Genomic DNA, 18977 nt, shown 5'->3' on the forward strand with positions numbered 1-18977 from the left:
ATATCCGCATATGGGCGGACGGGAATCTCCTCTTCTGCCCTTCCCGTCACAGAGTTAAAACCTCGGGGCTCTACCAATTCGCTAAGTAAGGTCCGTGTCACCTTCAGGTTATGGTCATCAGGGTTCTCGTGTGACTACTTTCGGTGGGCGATATACCACGGAAAGTAAGGGGGAGCCGTGCCAGACCTGACTCTCACGCGACGTGTCGAGGGCGCGATGGAGGGGGCCGCAGTGCGGCTGCGCGCCTTCGCCGACCGTCACGAGACACCCAGTCCCTGCCTGCTCATCGATCTGCCGACCCTTGAGTCGACCTACCGGACCATGAGCCTCGCGTTCATCGGCGCCGAGATCCTCTACGCGGTCAAGGCCAACGCCGCACCCGGCGTCATCACCACGCTCGCCCGGTTAGGGGCCGGCTTCGACGTCGCCAGCCTCGCCGAGATCGAGCTCTGCCTGGCGCGCGGGGTGCCCGCGTCCCGGCTGTCGTTCAGCAACCCGGTGAAGAAGCGCTCCGACGTGGCCGCCGCCTACGAGCGCGGAGTGCGCACCTTCGCCTTCGACAACCCCGGCGACCTGCGCAACATCATCGTCGAGGCGCCCGGCTCGAAGGTGTTCTGCCGCATCCAGGTGACCCCGCCGGCCGCCGCGATGCCGTTCGGGGCCAAGTTCGGCTGCCCCGAGGAGGCGGCGCCCGAGATGCTCGCCGAGGCCGCCGACCGCGGGCTGCGGCCACAGGGTGTCACGTTCCACGTCGGCTCGCAGCAGCGCAACCTCGCCGCCTGGGACGCCGGCATCGCCGCCGCCGCCAAGATCGCCCAGATGCTCGAACCCGAGGGCGTGCGGCTGCCGGCCATCGACATCGGCGGGGGGTTCCCGATCTCCTACCGCGAGCCGGCGGCCTCCTCCGAGGAGTTCGCCCGCGCGGTCGACCTGTCGCTCGCCCGCCACTTCGAACCCCGCGACCGTCCGCGACTGGTCATCGAGCCGGGCCGATCCCTCGTCGGCCCGTCTGGCATGATCCGCGCCGAGGTCGTGGCGGTCCGCGGCGGCGTGCCCGCCGACCCGCGCCGCTGGGTGTTCCTCGACGTCGGCCGCTACAACGGCCTGGTCGAGACCGAGAACGACACCATCGCCTACCGCATCCACGCCCCCGCCGGGTTCGGCCCCGACGGGCCGGTCGTGCTGGCCGGGCCGACCAGCGACGGCGACGACGTGCTCTACAAGCACACCGACTACGCCATGCCGCTCTCGCTGGCCCCCGGCGACCCCATCGAGATCATGGACGCGGGGGCGTACACCTCCAGCTACTCCTGCGCGGCGGTCAACGGCCTGCCCGCGCTGCCGACCTTCTGCGTGCCGGGCTGATGACCGCGCAGATCGGCCGGTTCAGCGGCATCCACGTCATCGTCGAGTTCGAGGACGCCGACCCGGCGCTCCTCGACGACGAGCCCCTGCTGCGCGCGCTGCTGCCCAGGGCCATGAAGGAAGCGGGGGCGACCGTCATGGAGGTGGTCTCCCACCGGTTCGTCCCCCAGGGGGTCACCGTGCTGACCCTGCTGGCCGAGTCGCACGCCTCGCTCCACACCTACCCCCAGCACCGCGCGGCGTTCGTCGACGTCTTCACCTGCGGTGAGCGGGCCGACCCCCGCAAGGCCATGACCGTACTGGCCGCCGAGCTGACACCCGGCCGGGTGACGACGAGGATCATCGGCAGAGGCGGTCAGCGAGTGGAGGCAACCCTTTGATCGAACACGACGGTCACCTGTGGATCGACGAGCCGACGACCCCCGGCACACGCCGGCTGTGGCGGGTCGACGCCGTGCTCCACGAGGAGACGACCCCGTTCCAAGACATCCTGGTCGCCGTGACGGAGCAGGGCGCGAGCCTGTTCTGCGGCGGTGAGCGCCAGTCGACCGAGTTCAGCCAGCTCGTCTACCACGAGGCCCTGGTCATCCCCCCGGCCCTGCTCGCCGACCGGCTCGACCGCTGCCTGGTCATCGGGTCGAGCGAGGGCGTGGCCTGCCAGATCCTCGTCGAGGCGGGCGCCCAGGCCGTCGACCACGTCGACATCGACCGGCGGGCGGTCCGCGTCTGCGCCGACCACCTGCCCTACGGCTACACCGTCGCCGAGCTCGCCGCGGCCGAGCGCGGCGCCGGCCCGATCACGATGCGCTACGAAGACGGCTACGCCTTCCTGGAGTCGGCCGCCGGTTACGACGTCATCGTCGTCGACCTGCCCGACGAGAGCGCCGAGGGCGACGCCCAGCACGACCGCCTCTACGGCGCCGCGTTCCTGGAGATGTGCCGCAAGGCGCTGGCCCCCGGCGGGGTCGTGTCGACCCAGGCCGGATGCATGACCCTGTGGCGCAACGACACGCTGCGCCGCTCCTGGGCGCGCTTCACCCAGGCGTTCCCCTCGGTCGTCTACTACGGCTCCGACGAGCACGAATGGGCGTTCGTCAGCGCCCGCGCCGACACCCTGGCCGACCCGGTCGGGTTCATGCGCGAAAAGCTGGCCCGCCTGCCCTACCGCCCCGTCTCGATCGACGACGCGGCGCTGACGGGCAACACGGTGCCGCCCCGATCGGTGCGCGGGTAGGAGACCGCCCTACGAGGAGATCTCGGCCGTCCGTTCGCGGAGCCGGTCGCGGATCTCCTCGGGGGTGTAGGCCCGGCGGCGGCGCTCGGCGCGCACCGCGACGACTCCGCTCGCCGCGACTCCGGCGAAGGCGGCCAGGCCCAGGATTTTCCACCAGCGCATGTGCTTAGGTTACCGATATGAGCGGCATCTCCCTCGACGAAGCGCTGACCCAGACCCGGACCGGTGACGTCTGGGTGTTCCGCGGCCGTTCGGTCCCCGACCGGGCGATCCAGATGACGACCAACAGCCCGGTCAACCACGTCGGCATGTCCGTCGTGATCGAGGACCTGCCCCCGCTGATGTGGCACGCCGAACTCGGCAAGTCCCTGGTCGACATGTGGACGGGCACACGCCAGCGCGGCGTCCAGCTCCACGACCTGCGCGACGCCGTGGTGACCTGGTCGAACAGATACGGCCAGCGCGGCTGGCTGCGCCAGCTCCAGCCCGACGTCACCCGCGAGATGGAAGACGCCGTCCTCAAGACCATCGCCCGCCTCGACGGCACCCCGTTCCCCTCGACCGCCCGTCTGGCCGGGCGCTGGATACGCGGGCGGCTGCCGTCGCGGCGCTCGCGCGACATGGCCCTGGAGTCGGCCTACTGCGCCGAGGTGGTGGCGGTGACGTACGAGGCGATGGGCCTGCTGACCGGCCGCAAGGCGGCCAACTGGTACGACCCGGGACGGTTCTGGAGCGGCGACCGGCTCGACCTGGCGACGGGATACCGGCTCGGCGACGAGATCGCGATCGACATCCCGAAGGTGTAGGTTCGGCGGTGGCGGGCTCCACCGCCCAACCTCCTTCAGCGGGCCTCCACGCGGCCCGCCGCACGCGGAGGCAAAGGGGACCTCATCGCCTCTGGAGCGCGGCGGACCGTGCACGGCGACGACCGAAGCGGCCGGAGCGAACACCGCGGGCGTGGACCGGGTGTCCGCGTGTGCCGCGATGGAGCCGTCATGACCGGCAAGAAGCAGCTGAAGGCGCGCATCCGGGCGCGCATGGCCAAGACCGGCGAGAGCTACACCACCGCCCGCATGCACGTCGCGGGCGCGGCGGGCCCGCAGACCGACCACGGCTGGACCCTCCACGGCGGCCGCCACTCCGCCTCGGCGGCGGTGGCCAACGTGCTGCGCAACGGCGGGTTCCCCGTCAGCGAGCCGCTCGTCTACCTCGCCGGGGGAGGGCTCGGCGCGGGCTACATCCTCTGGGAGTTCAAACGCCACGACTCGGCCGTGGTCGTGCTGGGCTTCCGCAACCGCTGGCAGTACCCGCAGAAGTGGATGGACACCACGCTGACCCGGCTCGGGGTGCCGTTCGACGTCCACACCACGGGCGGGGCGAAGGGCGCGTCGGCGCGGTTGTCGGCCGAGCTGGCGGCGGGCCGGGCCTGCGTGGTGCTGCCCGACCGCCACCACGTCGGCTACTGGCACGCCCCCGCCGTCCTCGACGGCTACGGCGGGCATCCGATCGTCGTCTACCGCGAGGACGGCGACGGCGTCTGGGTCGACGACCGCAACCTCGCGCCGCTGCGCGTCGACCGGGCCCGGCTCGACGCGGCTCGGGGGCGGGTGGTGTCGTACAAGAACCTGCTGCACGCCGTCACCCCCGCCCGGCCCCGGCTGGAGGAGGCGGTGCTGGCCGGGCTGCGCGACTGCGCCGCCCACCTCGGCGGGACCTCCGCGTCGTTCTCGCTGCCCGCCTGGCGCAAGTGGAGCCGGACCATCGTCGACGGCTCGGCGGCCAAGGGCTGGCCGAAGGTGTTCGCCGACGGCCGCGGCCTGGCCGGCGCGATGCGGTCGATCTGGGAGGCCGTCGAACCGGTCGGCACCGACGGCGGCAACCACCGCGACCTGTTCGCCGACGGCCTCGACGAGGCGGCCGGCCTGCTCGGCCTGCCCCTGCACGATCTCGCGGCCGAGTTCCGGCGCATCCACGGCCTGTGGCACGACTTCGCCGAGACGGCGCTGCCGGAGGCGGAGAACCGGCGGCTGCGCGAACTCACCGCCACCGTCCGCGCCGCCGTGGCCGAGGGCTCGGCCGGGGCGGCGGACGCAGAGGCGGCGGCCGCCGAACTGTGGGCGCTGAAGGCGGAGGCGACGCCTCCGGAGCCGGGCTTCTTCCCGGCGTTGAGCGAGCGGCTGGCGGAGATCCACCGGGCCGAGACCGCGGCTGTGGCGGCCCTGCGCGAGGCGCTGCCGGCGGAACAGTGAGAACGCCCGCCGGGGTGGAGGCGAAAGCCGCCCCGGCGGTCTTCTCCAGGGCGCACGCGATTTCCTTGCGGAGCAAGGCCGACGCACCGCAAACCGCGTCGGCACAGCCGGAGGCAGAACCTCCGTCGGGTGACTTCCCGCGGGAACTCCGCCTTTGCACAGTCGGTAGTTCGACATACTCCGCCGGTGACGACGCCGCTGTACTTCCTGACGTGACAACCGTCGCATTCACCAGGAAGGGAACAGTCGTGACACTCAAGAACGGTCTCCGCGCGCTGGCGATGGGAGCGCTGCTCGCCGTCCCCCTCGCGGCCGTCAGCGCCACACCCGCGATGGCCGCCACCAACGTGGTGGCGTCCGGCGGGCAGTTGTTCGTCAGCGCGGGATTCGCCGGCGACGACATCTCCATCAACGTCGCAAACGGTTTCCTCGTCGTCCGGAACTTCAACGACGCCATCTTCGCGGGCAGCGTCACCTGCACGAACGTCGACCCCCGCACGGTCCGGTGCGCCGCCACGGGCATCACCAAGATGCTGGTGCGCACCAACACGGGGGCCGACACGGTGCGGAACAACACCGCCCTCCCGGCCCAGGCCTTCCTCGGGCCGGACGGCGACCTCTACTACGGCGGCTCGGCTCGCGACCTCGTCTCAGGCGAGGGCGGCAACGACCTCATGGACGGTAACGGGGGCGACGATGTCCTGATGGGCGACGAAGGCGCGTTCGACCAGGTCTTCGGCGGTCCGGGCGCCGACCTGTGCACGGCCGAGAAGGAGACCGCCTGCGAGGGCGACGCGTAGCACCGGACCGGCCCCACCCGGATTGCCGAGGGCATGGGCGCGGCGGGACGTCGCATGGCGACGGGTGCGGATGCTCGCTTCCGCACAGGAGACACGCTCTCAGGACGAGGTGCGTGACCTGAACGGCGAATGTCGAACGTGGCGCTCACTCGCGGGGGACGGAAACCTGCTGTGGGTGGTGCCGGCGTGGTCCGGCCAGACCCGGCCGACGGCGTTGCCATGTGTGCCGCCGCACCGGCGCGACCACTCGCGAGCTGGTCTCCGTGGGTCAGGTCCGCTTCGGTGGCGTCTCGCCCGAGCCCCGGGCCTGGAGCGTCACCGGGACGGTGACCTTCCGGACCGGGGTGGCCGGGTCGGCGATGCGGGTGCGGAGCATGGTGATGGCCGTGTCGCCGATGGCCGCGTCGTCCTGGGCGACCACCGTCAGGTCGGGGCGCAGCAGCGTCGCGAGTTCCGAGTCGTCGAAGCCGACGATCGCCACGTCGTCGGCGTGGTCGCGGAACCAGCGGACCGTCTCGACGCTGAGTGTCGCGTTCCCGGTGATGACGGCGGTCGCCGGGTCGGGGCCCGACAGGGCGCTCTCCAGGGCGTGGTGGATGCGTTCGCGCTGTATCGGGCCGGTGTGGATCATGGCGTCGGCGGCGCCGCCCTGCGCTCGCAGGCAGGCCCGGAAGGCGGTGGCGCGTTCCTGGGCGGTGTAGATGCGCTCGTCGTCGCCGATGTAGGCGATGCGGCGGTGGCCGTGGGCGACCAGGTGGGCGAAGGCGGTCTCGATGCCGGCCACGTTGTCGGACAGCACGCAGTCGACCTCCAGGCCGAGCACCGGGCGGTCGACCGCGACGAGCGACAGGCCGGCCGCCAGTTCGGGGACCAGGTAGCCGTGGTCGGCGCCGATCGGTTCGAGCAGGATGCCGTCGAAGCGGCGGCGGCACATCGACTCGACGACGTGGCGCTCGATCTTCTCGTCGTCTTCGGTGGAGGCGGCGAGCACCATGAGGCCGGCGGCGCGGGCGGCGCGTTCGACGGCGCGCAGCACCGGGTTCACGTGGGAGAGCTGGCGCACGGCCGCGCCGAGGGTGCCGGTCACGCCCAGGCGCAGGTGGCGGGCGCGTTCGTCGGGGCGGTAGTCGAGGGCCGCGATGGCGCTCCTGACCCGTTCGACCAGTTCGGCGCCGACGGTGGCGTCGTCGTTGACGACCCGGCTGACCGTCCGCAGTGCGACGCCCGCCTCGCGGGCGACGTCGACCATCGTCGGCCTGCGGCCCTTCCGCGTCCTCGGCTTCTCCTGCATCCGCCTATCATCCGCATGATCGCCCGTTGGCGCCATTCGGCCCGTGACCAATTCGTTGCCCGCCTCGCTCTTGAAACCTCCGCGCAACACTCTACGGTATCGGGATAACGTTATCTCAATCGGCTTCGGGGAGCCGGATCGGCAACGAGGAGGGCTGTGCTGATGCGCAGAACTTTGATATTCGGCCTGGCCGCGGTGCTGGCGGCGGCCGGTTGTGGGGTGGGCGAGACCCCGGGGGCCGAGGGCGGCGCGAGCGCGTCGGCCGGCGGCAAGGTGGAGCTGAGCTTCCTGGTCTTCGAGACGCCCAACCTGAACGCGGCGTTCTGGGACGCCGCCATCGCGCGGGCCTCCGCCAAGGTCCCCGAGGTGACCATCAAGAAGCTGGTGACGCCCAACATCGACCGCACGGCGTACGCCAAGCAGCTCGACGCCGCGGGCAACCTGCCCGACATCCTGCAGTCGGTCAACCCCGCCGGGTTCGCCCAGGCGGGGAAGCTGGCGCCGTTCACCGATGAGGAGCTGAAGAACTTCATCGCGCCGAAGGCGGGGGCCATCGGGGGCAAGGTCTACCAGCTCCCGTACAACACGCAGGTCATCCCGGTTGTCTATTACAACAAGGACATGTTCGCCAAAGCAGGCATCACCCAGACGCCGACGACGTATCAGGAGCTTCTGGACATCTCCAAGAAGCTGAAGGACGGCGGCGTCACCCCGTTCATCGTGGGCGGCGGCGGCGCCGACACGTGGGCGGACATGTACCCGCTGACCGGCACCGTGGCCACCGACGTCTACCGGAAGACGCCCGACTGGCTGCTCCAGCGGGCCCAGGGCAATGTCAAGTTCACCGACCCCGACTTCGTGGCCGCCGCCAAGAAGATCGAGGACCTGGCCAAGAACGAGTACATCGACCCGGCGGGCCTGAGCAGGTCCTACGCCGACACCGAGCAGGCCTTCCGCGACGGCAAGGGCGCCATGTACCCCATGGGCTCCTGGTTCGCCACCTCGGCCGACGCCAACAAGCCCTCGTTCGAGGTCGGCGCCTTCCCGTGGCCGACCGACGACGGCTCCCCTGTCACCCCGACCTTCACCGGCGGCGGCACCCTCGTCAGCGCGACCGCCAAGAACGTCGAGCTGGCCAAGAAGTGGGCCCTGGCGTTCGACGAGGACAAGGAGAACAACGACGCGTTCGTGAAGGCCGACGGCTCGATCCCGGCGATCAAGGGCTACACCCCGCCCGCCGACATGGGCCCGGTCTACAACGCGACCGTCGCGATCTACCAGAAGGGCATGCAGGAGGGCTCGATCTACGACGCCTTCTCGCAGGAGGCCGGCGACGGCGCGCTGCCCCCGGGCCTGGCCGACAAGGCCGCCCTCGGCGTCCAGGACCTGATCACCGGGAAGAAGAACGCCCAGCAGTTCGCCGAGTTCCTCGACGACGAGTACGCCAAGGCGACCCAGTAACCCCCATGTCCAGACAGGCTCAGCGGGGTGCGCGTCCGCGCGCCCCGCGCCCACCCGATCGGCCGGCCCGGTAACACCATGACCCAGATCCAGCAAGGCAGGGCCCCGCGCCCTCACCCGGCCCGCGAACGCGACGTGGTGACCGGATGACTCAGACGATGCGGCGCGGGGCGCCCGAGAAGGTCCATCCCGTGCCCCGTCCCCGGCGACGCGGCAGGCTCCTGCCCGGCCTGGGCAGGTTCGCCCTGTTCGCGCTGCCCGGCCTGGTGGCCTACGCATTCTTCGTGCTCGTGCCGATCGGGATGACGGCGTACAACAGCCTGACCAACCTCAACCCCTTCAACCCGCCCACCCGGTTCGTGGGCCTGCGGAACTACGTCACCCTGCTGAGCGACGCCGAGTTCCACCAGGCGCTGCTGAACACCGTGATCATCACGGCGATCATCACCGTGCTGGCCAACGTCGGCGGCCTGCTGATCGCCATGCTGCTCGACCGGCCGACCAGGCTCTACATCCTGCTGCGCGGGGTGTTCTTCACCCCGGTCGTGCTCAGCTCGGTCGTCATCAGCGTGATCTGGCAGGCCATTCTCACCGACGACGGGCTGCTCAACTCGGCCCTGCGCGGGCTCGGCGTCGACGAGCCGCCCGGCTGGTTGTCCGACCCGGACCTGGCGATCTACTCCATCGCCTGGATCATGGCCTGGCAGATGCTCGGCTTCTGCGTCGTGGTCTACCTGGCCGGGCTCCAGGGGGTGCCCCGCGAGCTCAGCGAGGCCGCCGCGATCGACGGCGCGAGCGCGCTCCAGCGCTTCCGCAACGTCACCTGGCCGATGCTCGCCCCGGCGCTGACCATCAACGTGGTCATGCTGCTGATCACCGGCTTCAAGGCCTACGACCAGATCCGGGTCATCACCAACGGCGGCCCCGGCAACGGCACCACGGTGACCATGGCCTTCCAGGTCGTGCAGACCGCCTTCGTGAGCAACCGGATCGGCTACTCCTCGGCCCTGGCCGCGGTGATGCTCGCGATCGTCGCGTTCATCTCGGTGGTCGTGCTGCGGTTCCTGCAGAAGAGAGAGGTGTCCCGGTGAACGCGCGGCCGATCGTCGCCACGTTCGTGGGCGTGGTGTTCTTCCTGCCCCTCTACCTGGTGCTGGTGAACATCTTCAAACCGAGCGCGGCCGTGGTGGCCGACCCCGCCGGGCTGCCGTTCCCGCCCACCTTCGACAACCTGGCGGCGGTGCTGAACCGGCCCGACCACCTGTTCACCTTCGGCCTGATCAACTCGATCGCCGTGACCGCCCTGTCGGTGACGGTCCTCACCGTCTTCTCCGCCATGCTCGGCCACTATCTGGCGCGGGCAAGGCACTGGGCCGCCAAGGTCGTCATGGCCACGCTGCTGTGCGGGCTCATGATCCCGGTGCCGGTCATCATGGCCCCGATCACGACCGTGCTGAAGTGGTTCGACCTGATGACGACCCTCCAGGGGCTCGTGCTGGTGAACGTCGGCTACTACGTGCCGTTCGGGGTGCTGCTCTTCATGGGCTTCGTACGCGGCGTCCCGCTGGAGCTCGAAGAGGCCGCCGCGCTCGACGGCGCGAACCGGTTCCGGGTGTTCTGGCAGGTGGTCTTCCCGCTGCTGCGGCCCGCGTCGGCCAGCGTGATGATCTTCCTGGGCGTGTGGATCTGGAACGACTTCCTGACCCCGCTCATCGTGCTCGGCCCGGACAGCGGCACGACCGTGACGGTCGGCGTCTACCGGGCCATCGGGCAGTACCAATCGGACTTCGGATCGGTCTTCGCCTTCATGTTCCTGGCGACGCTGCCGATCCTCATCTTCTACCTCGCCCTGCAGAAGAACTTCGTGAAGGGCCTTACCGGCGGAGCGGTCAAGGGATGAATCTGACGATCGAGTCCACCGAGCTGTTCGCCGGACCGGCCGACGCCCCGCGCCAGATCCTGCGCGTCACGACGTCGGGGCCCGGCCCGATCGACGTCGAGGTCACCGGCGGGGCGTGGGGGGAACTGCGGGGTGTCCCCGGTACGGGGACCCACGAGGTCCCCGTCTCGACGCGGGCGCGGCCGGGGGAACAGGTGCCGATCACCGTGCGGGCCGGGGACCTGCGGGAGGAGGCGACGCTCCTCGTCGCCGAGCCCGGCTGGACCGTCCACCTCGTCTCCCACTTCCACTACGACCCCGTCTGGTGGAACACCCAGGCCGGGTACGCCAGCGAGTGGGAGGACCAGCCGGACGCCCAAGAGATCCGGATGAGCTTCCAGTTCACCGCGTTCCAGCTCATCGACGCCCACCTGGAGCTGGCCCGCCGCGACCCCGACTACAAGTTCGTGCTGGCCGAGGTCGACTACCTGAAGCCCTACTGGGACACCTTCCCCGAGCAGCGCGCGATCATCACCCGGCTCGTCGGCGAGGGCCGCCTGGAGATCATGGGCGGGACGTACAACGAGCCCAACACCAACCTCACCGGCGCCGAGACGACGATCCGCAACGCCGTCTACGGGGTCGGGTTCCAGCGCGACGTCCTCGGAGGGGAACCCTCGACGGCCTGGCAGCTCGACGCGTTCGGGCACGACCCGCAGTTCCCGGGCATGATGGCCGACGCCGGACTCACCTCCAGCGCGTGGGCGCGCGGGCCGTTCCACCAGTGGGGGCCGATCCTGGAGGTCGGCACCTACGACACCCCCCACGGCGACCCCTCCGACATGCAGTTCCGCACCGAGTTCGAGTGGATCTCCCCGTCGGGGCGCGGCCTGCTGACCCACTACATGGCCGCCCACTACGGCGCGGGCTGGTCGATGGACTCCGCCCAGACGCTGGAGGCGGCCGAGCAGTCGGTGTACGGGTTGTTCCTCGACCTCAAGAAGGTCGCCGCGACCCGGAACGTGCTGATCCCGGTCGGCACCGACTACAGCCCGCCGAACAAGTGGCTGACCGACATCCACCGCGACTGGAACGCCCGCTACGTCTGGCCGAGGTTCAACTGCGCGATCCCGCGCGAGTTCTTCTCGGCGGTCACCGCCGAACTGGCCGCCGAGGGCCGCCGCCTGTCGCCGCAGACCCGGGACATGAACCCGATCTACACCGGCAAGGACGTGTCGTACATCGACACCAAGCAGGCGCAGCGGGCGGCCGAGAACGAGCTGCTCGACGCCGAACGGTTCGCCGCCCTGGCGTGCCTGGCCGGGGGAGCGGAGTATCCGGAGGCCGCGCTCGACAAGGCGTGGCGGCAGCTCGTGTTCGGCGCCCACCACGACGCCATCACCGGCACCGAGTCCGACCAGGTCTATCTCGACCTGCTGGCGGGGTGGCGGGAGGCGTACGACCTCGCGGCGGAGGTGCACACGGCGGCGCTGCGGCACCTGGCGGCCCGCACCGCCACCGACGGCGAGACGGTGATCGTCTACAACGCCAACGCGTGGCCGCGCACCGACCTCGTCCGGGTCACCGTGCCGGCGGGCCGCACGATCGCGGGCGTCCCCTGTCTGGTCGAGCACGCCGACGACACCCGCGCCGAGATCGTCTTCCTGGCCGAGGACGTGCCGTCGGTCGGTTACCGCTCCTACCGCCTCGCCGCATCGGGTGCCGGGGAGGAATGGGCCGTGGAGGAGACGTACACGATCGAGAACGAGTTCCACCGGCTCACGGTCGACCCGGCGCGGGGCGGCGGCGTGGTCTCGCTGGTCGACCTGACCACGGGCGACGAGCTGATCACGCCGGGCGAGGTGGGCAACGAGCTGGTGGTGTACGAGGAGTACCACGAACACCCGGTCTTCCGTGAGGGCCCGTGGCACCTGCTGCCGACGGGCGTCTCCACGGGGAGCGCCGCACTCCCCGCGCGCTCGGTGACGACCGAGCGGTCGCGGCTCGGCCGGCGGATCACCGTCACCGGTTCGCTCGGTTCCGTCACGTACACGCAGACGGTCACTCTGTGGTACGGCCTCGCGCGGGTGGACTGCGCCACCCACGTCGACGGTTTCGACGGCGCCGACCAGCTGGTGCGGCTCCGCTGGCCGTGCGCGGTGCCGGGCGCGGTGCCGGTCTCCGAGGTCGGCCACGCCGTCGTCGGGCGACCGTTCGCGCACCCCGACGTCGACACGGCCGAGCACCCGTGGACCCTCGACAACCCCGCCTACCAGTGGTTCGGGCTCAGCGCCCCGGCCCGGATCGCCTTCGCGAACGGGACCGGCGTGCCGATCGCGGTCGCCGAGATCGTCGTGCCGCACGAGGAGGACACCGCCGGCGCGCGCGACCTGGCGGTGAAGCTCGCCCAGTCGGGGGTGACCTCGACGACGGCGTACGCCCACGGCACCCGCTACGGCCTGTTGTCGTTCGACTCGAACCTGCCCGACGTGCGGTTCGCCGTCGGCGGGCCGCACGAGAACGCCTTCACCGCCGAGGCCCTGCGGGCGGCCGGGCCGGCGTACACCGAGGAACTGGAGCGGCAGCTCGCGGAGAAGGGGTCGGCGGTGGTCTGGTTGCCCGCGCGGTACACCCGCGAGCAGGCCTTCCACCCCGAGTCGGACCTGCGTGGCGTGCTCGACATCCCGGTCGTGGTGCTCGCCGGGTCGCCGGACAACGTTATCGAGGATCACGTGATCCGCGTCGACCAGAGGGCCGACCACGCCGAGGAGCGCCGGACCGTCGCAGTGCTGAACCGGGGCGTGCCCGGGTTCGCCGTCGACACCAGGGGGCGGCTGCACCTGTCGCTCATGCGGTCGTCGACCGGCTGGCCGTCGGGCATGTGGATCGACCCGCCGCGCCGGACCGCCCCCGACGGGACCGGCTTCGGCCTCCAGCACTGGAGCCACACCTTCGACTACGCCATCGCCTCCGGCGGCGGCGACTGGCGCGAGGCCGGGATCGTCGCCAAGGCGCACGACTACAACCACCCGCTGCGCCCGGTCGTCGAACCGGCCCACGCGGGAGGCCTGCCCGCCACCGCGTCCCTGCTGACGGTCGAACCCGCCGGAGCGGCCGTGCTGGCCGCGTTCAAGGCGGCCGGGAACCCGACGGCGGGCGGCCGGGCGGTCCCGGCCGATCCGCGCGCCGGGGTGACCGCGCGGTTCTACGAGCCGCACGGCACGTCCGTCGGGTTGCGGGTGACCTCGCCGTTCCCGCTGGTCGAGGCGGCGGTGGCCGATTTGCTGGAGACCGCGACGAGCGAGGCCAAGGTCCGCGACGGCGTGCTGGTCGCCGACCTCGGGCCGAGCGAGATCGCCACGTTCGTGCTGAAGACCGACGCGCGCGACCCCGAAGGTCCGGGCGACCGCCTCGGGCGGGCCGCCGAGCCCGCGCAGCCGGTGTTCTCGCGCTACTGGCTGCACAACCGAGGCTCGGCGCCGCTCGGCTACCAGCCGCTGAGCGTGCACGCGCGGGCCGTGCCCGGAGGGGTCGCGGTCTCGCTGGCCTCCGACCTCGTCGACGCCGCCGCCGAGGGCGAGGTCCGCGTGGTCGTGCCGCCCGGCTGGACCGCCACGCCGTCCCGTCGTCCGGTACGGCTCCCGCCACGCGGCTGGACCACCTTCGACGTCGCGGTGACGCCCGCGCCCGGAGCGGGGGAGGGCCCCTGGCCGGCGGCGGTCACCCTGGCCCACGGCGGCCAGACCCACGAGGACGTCGTCTTCTTCGACGGATCGGGCCACCCGGTCAGCCCCGGCCCGGCGTCGCTGCTCGCGGTGGACGTGCCGGAGGAGGGCGTCGAGGCCCGCCCGGGAAAGCGGTCGCGGCTGCCGGTGACGTTGACCAATCGCGCCGCCTTCGCCATCCGGGGGGAGATCCAGGTGCTCGGCCCGTGGGGCACCTGGGAGGTCACCGGGCCGCTCATCCGCCCGCTGGAGATCGCGCCCGGCGAGGAGACCGTGCTCGACGTGGTCGCCGAGGTGCCGCTGGGCATGCGGCCGGGGGACTGGTGGGTGCTGGTCAAGGCCATGTGGTTCGGCCGGGTGAGCTACTCGCCCGCCGTGCCGCTTCGGGTGCGGGGGCACCGGTGATCGCCGCTCTCGTCGAGGGCGCCCCCGTCACGCTGGAGCAGGTCGCCGGCCGGATGGCCGCACTGCGCCGCGGTCCCCGCGGCGACCTGCTCCCGGCCGACGGCACCACCGAGGGCCGCCAGCTCCGCCGCTGGGTCGTGCAGCTCCTGGTCGCCGAACGGGTCGTCGCCGCCGAGGCCGCGCGCCGGGGCCTGGAACCCTGGGCGGGCCCGCCGATGGAGTTGTCCGCCACCGCCCGGCTGGAGCTGGGCAGCGTCATGGCCGCCGTGCTCTCCGGCGACCGGCTGGCCCAGGCCCTCTACCGCGAGCTCACGGCCGGGGTCACGGTCTCCGAGGAGGACGTGCGCCGCTACTACGCCGCCAACCCCGACCGCTACCGGCCGGGACCGGCGCGTGCCGTCACCCACTGGCGGAACGGGGTGGCGGCCGAATACGAGGTGACCCGCGCCGAGCTCGTGCCCGAGGCGGTGTTCCGGGTGGCCGAGGGCGACCACGTGACCCATGGCGGGGAGGTGTTCGTCGTGGGGGCGTACACGAGACGGGATCTGAGCCTCGCCGAGGCGGCGCCGCGCATCCGCGCGGCGCTCCTGGACGCCGCCCGGCGGCGGCGGTTCGCTCTGTGGGCGGACGCCCGCTGCGCCGCCGCGGTGTTAACGCCCGGTTACGAGCATCCCGGCGACATCAACCATCCCGATCACACGCACCGGCATTGATGTGCCAACCTACGGTCAGTTCCAGGCAATTCTCAGGGAAAGTCCGTAAGGTCCACACATGAACTGGAAACAACGAGTGAACGTTGCGCTGGGCGAGTTCACCGGGTTTCATCTGACGAAGATGGGCGAGTCCGCGACCGCGAACCCGTCCAAGACCGGCAAGGCGGGGAAAGCGGCGAAGGCGGCCAAGCCCGCCCCCGCGCCCGCCTCGGAGGTGCGGCCGCCGGCCGACCCCCGCACCGACCGGTTGCTGCGCGCCCCGATCTTCGTGATGTCGCCGGTCCGGTCGGGATCGACCCTCCTGCGCTCGATCCTGAACGCCCACTCGCTGCTGCACGCCCCCCACGAACTGCACGTCCGCCGCCTGACCGTCGGCTTCGGCACCGGGCTGGCCGAACGGGCGATGCACGCCCTCGGCCACAACCAGGCCGATCTGGAGCACCTGCTGTGGGACCGGGTGCTGCACCGCGAGCTGCTGCGCAGCGGCAAGAGCCACATCGTCGACAAGACCCCGGCCAACGCCTTCGCCTTCGAGCGCCTGGCGGCCTGCTGGCCCGACGCCCGGTTCGTCTTCCTGCTGCGCCACCCCGTCTCGATCGCGCGGTCGTGGCACGAGGCCGACCCGGAGAAGCGCGACTTCACCGAGGCGGCGGCCGACGCGCTGCGCTACATGAAGGCCGTCGAACGCGCCCGCAAGGGCCTCAAGGGCCACACGATCCACTACGAGGACCTGACGGCCGACCCCGAGAACGAGATCCGCGCGGTCTGCGACTTCCTCGGCATCCAGTTCGAACCCGGCATGCTGCGTTACGGCTCCGCGCAGACGGTCGTGCAGAAGGGCCTGGGCGACTGGAAGGACAAGATCCGTTCCGGCGAGGTCCAGAAGGGGCGTGACCTGCCCGACGAGTCCGAGATTCCCGACGTGCTCCGCCCGATGAGCGTTAGCTGGGGGTACCTGTCCAAGTGAAGATCCGCTATATGCTCCTCCACGCGTACGGCATGGGTGGAACAATTCGGACCGTCATCACCCAGGCCAACGCCATGGCCCAGCGCGGCCACGACGTCGAGATCGTCAGCGCCGTGCAGCGCCGCGACCGCCCCCAGTTCGAGATCGACCCCCGCGTCAAGGTCACCGCCGTCGTCGACGAGCGCGGCGGGATCGAGCCCGTCACCTTCACCGACCGCGTCATGCGGCGGCTGCGCGGCAAGGCGGTGCCCGAGGGCGAGTTCGCCGCCCACTGGTTCACCGCCCATGTCGAGAAGGCCGTCACCGAGTACGTCGCGAGCCTCGACGACGGCATCCTGGTCACCACCCGGCCCGGCCTGAACCTGATCGCCGCCCGGCACGGCCGCAAGAGCGTCGTGCGGGTCGGCCAGGAGCACATGAACCTGCGCACCCACAAGGAGCCCGTGCGCCAGGACATCGCCCGCCACTACGGCCGCCTCGACCTGGTCACCGTACTGACCAAGACCGACAAGAACGAGTACGAACGCCTCGCCCCCGGAGTGAAGACCCGGCTGATGCCCAACTCGGTGCACATCGCCGGACGCCGCCAGTCGCAGCTGACCAACCGCCGGGTCATCGCGGCCGGCCGGCTGAAGACCCAGAAGGGCTTCGACCTGCTGATCCCCGCCTTCGAGCAGGTCCCGCACAAGGACTGGACCCTCGACGTGTACGGGGAGGGCTCCTCGCTCCCCAAGCTGCTCAACAAGATCACCGAAGCGGAGCGCATCCGGTTCCGCGGCCGCACCGAGAGGCTCTGGGACGAACTGGCCGACTCCTCCATCTACGTGCTCAGCTCCCGGTTCGAGGGGCTGCCCATGGTGATGCTGGAGGCCATGGCCCACGGCCTGGCCGTGGTCAGCTTCGACTGCCCGACGGGCCCCGGCGACGTGATCGTCCACAACGTCAACGGCCTGCTGGTGCCGCCCAAGGACGTCACCGCGCTGGCCGAGGGCATCACCCGGCTCATCGAGGACGACACGCTGCGCAAGCGGCTCGGCGCGGCGGCCCTGGAGACGGCCCGCAACTACACGGCCGAATCGATCATGCCGCGCTGGGAGGCCCTGTTCACCGAACTGCTGGAACGCCGCTGACCCGACGCGAGACGCGCTGGAGCGGGTTGGTGGCGGCCGGGTGGATGACGCCGGCGGATGTCCAGGCGATCATTCGCAGCATCCCGGAAACATGAGCCCGGGTCGGCATTTCGGTCTGATTCCGGGCCGTGTTCGTCTTCGACAGGAGTTGGAGCCCCCGTCGGCCGAGGCCGGCGGGAGCTCGGCCGCCTCGCGTGTCGGTTAGTCAGGCCGACAAGGCGGCGTGGGTCCCAGTCAGGCGAAAGGGTCTGTAGGGACTGGAGAAGTCTAGGCGCCCGGGTCGGCCTGGGGTGAGAACCGGGAGATGCGCGACTTCGGCAGGCGCGGGGTGCGGCCGACGTCGGCGGTGCTCCACCCCATCGTGTCAGGGTGAGGGCCGGGCGTGCGGGCGTGGAGCACGTCGGCGAGGGACGCGGCGGCTTTGAGGTGGGCGGGGGCCAGGGCCAATGCAGATCGTGCGGGGGGTCTTCGGGCTGGAGCGCCTTGCTCGCTCGGCCTCGGCCCAGTTGAGGGCGGTGACGCTTCTCGGGCCGTTCTGCTCGCGAGACCGGGCGTGGAGATGGATAGGGGCGTGCGTCGTCGGATCGCGGTTGCCCTGTTTCCTTCGGCTGAGGCACTCGCCGCGACCGTCACGCTCAGCGGGGCTGTGGGGTCAGGTGAGTAACTGCACCACTCCCACGATGTACGCGGCGCTCACACGCGGATTCCGGACGATCTCCAGGGCGCCGCTGGGCTCAATCCAATCGACCATCAGCCCCGATATCCGTCCGTCGGCGGCGGCTTGCTGCATCTTCCCGAGATCGAACGCTCTCCCCGTCAGCGCTTGGCGTTGTGCCGGGCGGAGGCTCTTCAACCACGCGCGGAACTGTTCGACCTCGTCCACCCCGTCACAAGCGGGGGTGCGGAGGGCGCCGCAGTTGTCCTCCGACCAGGACATCGGAAGGTCCGCCGGTCCGATGACCGGGAACAGCACCCTGCTGGCCGGCGAGTCGAGGCCGGCCGACTCCAGTTCGCGGGTCGTCAACGGCTGTTCCAGCTCCGCGATGAGGGCGATGCCGAATTTCCGGCGATCCAGGCCCGAGTTGGAAACCGCCTTGTCCAGACCATCGAGGAAGCGCTCCACTTTGCGGCGTTCCTGATCGGATCTCCCGGCTCCCGTCAGGTAGCCGTTGTGAAACACCTCGGTGGCGGCTGTTTCGCTCACCCCGATCAGTTCAAAGTCTCCCTCTCTATCCGGGGTCAGAGTCACCGTCGTGGGCGATATCCCCAGACCTCCGGGAATGGGGGCCAGGTCGACCGAGACGGCCGACGGCGCATCCGTGGGAAGGGTGTTCTTCGCCTCGCTGTAGTCGGTGAGAAGACCCGACCCGTAGTCCGGACGATTGACAGCCAGGGCGATTCCGTACGCCGAGTACTGCTCCGCCCACTGGTCACGCGTGAGCTCCCGGCCCCCATCCGCACATGAGGTCAGAAGAACCAGGCAAGCGGCAAGCGGAACGGCGGCGAGGTTCCGCACTCGTAAGGGCATCGTTTCTACCATTCATCGAACGGCCAAAGTTGGTCGGATGCTACTCGCAGACGAACATCGCATCATCGGCAGCCTATCGGCTTAGTAGACCTGTCCGTTGAATCTCATCCAGCGGCCGAATTTCTCTGAGTCGACAAGTGCTTCGTGTCGATCGGGAAATCTGGAATTCCCTTGTGGCGAGTGTTCGCGGTCGGGATGACGGAGATTATCGCAGTAGCGTCCGTTCGAAC

17 protein-coding genes are annotated in these 18977 nt (G+C 70.7%); 13 read left to right on the forward strand and 4 right to left on the reverse strand.

Going from position 1 to position 18977, the window contains the following annotated elements; genetic code table 11:
• The first annotated feature begins 177 nt into the window (after nucleotides 1–177).
• The 3 genes from GT755_RS35330 to GT755_RS35340 are packed head-to-tail and all read left to right on the forward strand — an operon-like array spanning nucleotide 178 to nucleotide 2599.
• On the forward strand, nucleotides 178–1365 hold the full coding sequence (locus tag GT755_RS35330; RefSeq protein WP_202610904.1) for a type III PLP-dependent enzyme: 1188 nt from the start codon (nucleotides 178–180) through the stop codon (nucleotides 1363–1365).
• A complete protein-coding gene (speD, locus tag GT755_RS35335) occupies nucleotides 1365–1745 on the forward strand; it encodes an adenosylmethionine decarboxylase (RefSeq protein ID WP_161483903.1) in 381 nt (126 codons plus the stop codon). Before GT755_RS35330 ends, speD begins: the two co-directional genes overlap by 1 nt.
• Entirely contained in the window at nucleotides 1742–2599 is an 858-nt protein-coding gene (locus GT755_RS35340) for a spermine/spermidine synthase domain-containing protein (protein WP_161483904.1), read from the forward strand. Before speD ends, GT755_RS35340 begins: the two co-directional genes overlap by 4 nt.
• A 9-nt stretch (nucleotides 2600–2608) precedes the next feature.
• Here GT755_RS35340 and GT755_RS38915 read toward each other — a convergent pair whose 3' ends face one another.
• On the reverse strand, nucleotides 2609–2761 hold the full coding sequence (locus GT755_RS38915; RefSeq protein WP_169807662.1) for a hypothetical protein: 153 nt from the start codon (nucleotides 2759–2761) through the stop codon (nucleotides 2609–2611).
• Nucleotides 2762–2778: 17 nt separating this feature from the next.
• Between GT755_RS38915 and GT755_RS35345 the strand changes: the two genes are divergently transcribed.
• From GT755_RS35345 to GT755_RS35355, 3 genes are all read left to right on the forward strand, one after another.
• Nucleotides 2779–3405, forward strand: a complete 627-nt coding sequence (locus tag GT755_RS35345; protein ID WP_161483905.1) for a hypothetical protein — start codon at nucleotides 2779–2781, stop codon at nucleotides 3403–3405.
• 189 nt (nucleotides 3406–3594) lie between these two features.
• Nucleotides 3595–4848 (forward strand): BtrH N-terminal domain-containing protein, encoded by a 1254-nt coding sequence (locus GT755_RS35350; RefSeq protein ID WP_161483906.1) that lies wholly within the window; start codon nucleotides 3595–3597, stop codon nucleotides 4846–4848.
• Nucleotides 4849–5096: 248 nt separating this feature from the next.
• Nucleotides 5097–5648, forward strand: coding sequence for a hypothetical protein (locus tag GT755_RS35355; protein WP_161483907.1), 552 nt, complete (start codon nucleotides 5097–5099; stop codon nucleotides 5646–5648).
• Nucleotides 5649–5916: 268 nt separating this feature from the next.
• Here GT755_RS35355 and GT755_RS35360 read toward each other — a convergent pair whose 3' ends face one another.
• Nucleotides 5917–6939, reverse strand: a complete 1023-nt coding sequence (locus GT755_RS35360; RefSeq protein ID WP_202610905.1) for a LacI family DNA-binding transcriptional regulator — start codon at nucleotides 6937–6939, stop codon at nucleotides 5917–5919.
• A 162-nt stretch (nucleotides 6940–7101) separates the two neighbouring features.
• On the opposite strand from GT755_RS35360, the gene GT755_RS35365 reads away from it, so the two are divergent.
• The 7 genes from GT755_RS35365 to GT755_RS35395 all read left to right on the forward strand — a co-directional run bounded on the left by GT755_RS35365 (nucleotide 7102) and on the right by GT755_RS35395 (nucleotide 17219).
• Nucleotides 7102–8400 (forward strand): ABC transporter substrate-binding protein, encoded by a 1299-nt coding sequence (locus GT755_RS35365; protein ID WP_161483908.1) that lies wholly within the window; start codon nucleotides 7102–7104, stop codon nucleotides 8398–8400.
• Nucleotides 8401–8546: 146 nt separating this feature from the next.
• On the forward strand, nucleotides 8547–9491 hold the full coding sequence (locus GT755_RS35370) for a carbohydrate ABC transporter permease (protein WP_161483909.1): 945 nt from the start codon (nucleotides 8547–8549) through the stop codon (nucleotides 9489–9491).
• Nucleotides 9488–10300: a carbohydrate ABC transporter permease gene (locus GT755_RS40255; protein ID WP_202610906.1), complete on the forward strand. Its 813-nt coding sequence runs from the start codon at nucleotides 9488–9490 to the stop codon at nucleotides 10298–10300. Before GT755_RS35370 ends, GT755_RS40255 begins: the two co-directional genes overlap by 4 nt.
• Entirely contained in the window at nucleotides 10297–14409 is a 4113-nt protein-coding gene (locus GT755_RS35380) for a glycoside hydrolase family 38 N-terminal domain-containing protein (RefSeq protein ID WP_161483910.1), read from the forward strand. The genes GT755_RS40255 and GT755_RS35380 overlap by 4 nt, the downstream gene beginning before the upstream one ends.
• Nucleotides 14406–15122, forward strand: a complete 717-nt coding sequence (locus tag GT755_RS35385; RefSeq protein WP_202610907.1) for a DUF7158 domain-containing protein — start codon at nucleotides 14406–14408, stop codon at nucleotides 15120–15122. The genes GT755_RS35380 and GT755_RS35385 overlap by 4 nt, the downstream gene beginning before the upstream one ends.
• Before the next feature lie 76 nt (nucleotides 15123–15198).
• Nucleotides 15199–16089 carry a sulfotransferase family protein gene (locus GT755_RS35390; RefSeq protein ID WP_328794730.1) on the forward strand — a complete coding sequence of 297 codons (891 nt, stop codon included), beginning with the start codon at nucleotides 15199–15201 and terminating at the stop codon, nucleotides 16087–16089.
• 11 nt (nucleotides 16090–16100) lie between these two features.
• Complete coding sequence (locus tag GT755_RS35395; RefSeq protein ID WP_202610908.1) at nucleotides 16101–17219, forward strand: glycosyltransferase family 4 protein; 1119 nt, start codon at nucleotides 16101–16103, stop codon at nucleotides 17217–17219.
• A gap of 267 nt (nucleotides 17220–17486) precedes the next feature.
• Here GT755_RS35395 and GT755_RS35400 read toward each other — a convergent pair whose 3' ends face one another.
• Together GT755_RS35400 and GT755_RS35405 are read right to left on the reverse strand one after the other, a co-directional pair.
• Nucleotides 17487–17666: a hypothetical protein gene (locus GT755_RS35400; protein ID WP_161483913.1), complete on the reverse strand. Its 180-nt coding sequence runs from the start codon at nucleotides 17664–17666 to the stop codon at nucleotides 17487–17489.
• 205 nt (nucleotides 17667–17871) lie between these two features.
• On the reverse strand, nucleotides 17872–18735 hold the full coding sequence (locus tag GT755_RS35405) for a hypothetical protein (protein WP_161483914.1): 864 nt from the start codon (nucleotides 18733–18735) through the stop codon (nucleotides 17872–17874).
• Between the last annotated feature and the right edge of the window lie 242 nt (nucleotides 18736–18977).

The organism is Herbidospora solisilvae (genome assembly GCF_009901565.1).
GTDB lineage: Bacteria > Actinomycetota > Actinomycetes > Streptosporangiales > Streptosporangiaceae > Herbidospora > Herbidospora solisilvae.

Excerpts from the sequence above, each read along its gene's own strand:
- speD (WP_161483903.1), top strand. The coding sequence starts at position 1,365 with ATGACCGCGCAGATCGGCCGGTTCAGCGGCATCCACGTCATCGTCGAG.
- GT755_RS38915 (WP_169807662.1), bottom strand. The coding sequence starts at position 2,761 with ATGCGCTGGTGGAAAATCCTGGGCCTGGCCGCCTTCGCCGGAGTCGCG.
- GT755_RS35345 (WP_161483905.1), top strand. The coding sequence starts at position 2,779 with ATGAGCGGCATCTCCCTCGACGAAGCGCTGACCCAGACCCGGACCGGT.
- GT755_RS35350 (WP_161483906.1), top strand. The coding sequence starts at position 3,595 with ATGACCGGCAAGAAGCAGCTGAAGGCGCGCATCCGGGCGCGCATGGCC.
- GT755_RS35360 (WP_202610905.1), bottom strand. The coding sequence starts at position 6,939 with ATGCAGGAGAAGCCGAGGACGCGGAAGGGCCGCAGGCCGACGATGGTC.
- GT755_RS35365 (WP_161483908.1), top strand. The coding sequence starts at position 7,102 with ATGCGCAGAACTTTGATATTCGGCCTGGCCGCGGTGCTGGCGGCGGCC.
- GT755_RS35370 (WP_161483909.1), top strand. The coding sequence starts at position 8,547 with ATGACTCAGACGATGCGGCGCGGGGCGCCCGAGAAGGTCCATCCCGTG.
- GT755_RS35380 (WP_161483910.1), top strand. The coding sequence starts at position 10,297 with ATGAATCTGACGATCGAGTCCACCGAGCTGTTCGCCGGACCGGCCGAC.
- GT755_RS35395 (WP_202610908.1), top strand. The coding sequence starts at position 16,101 with ATGCTCCTCCACGCGTACGGCATGGGTGGAACAATTCGGACCGTCATC.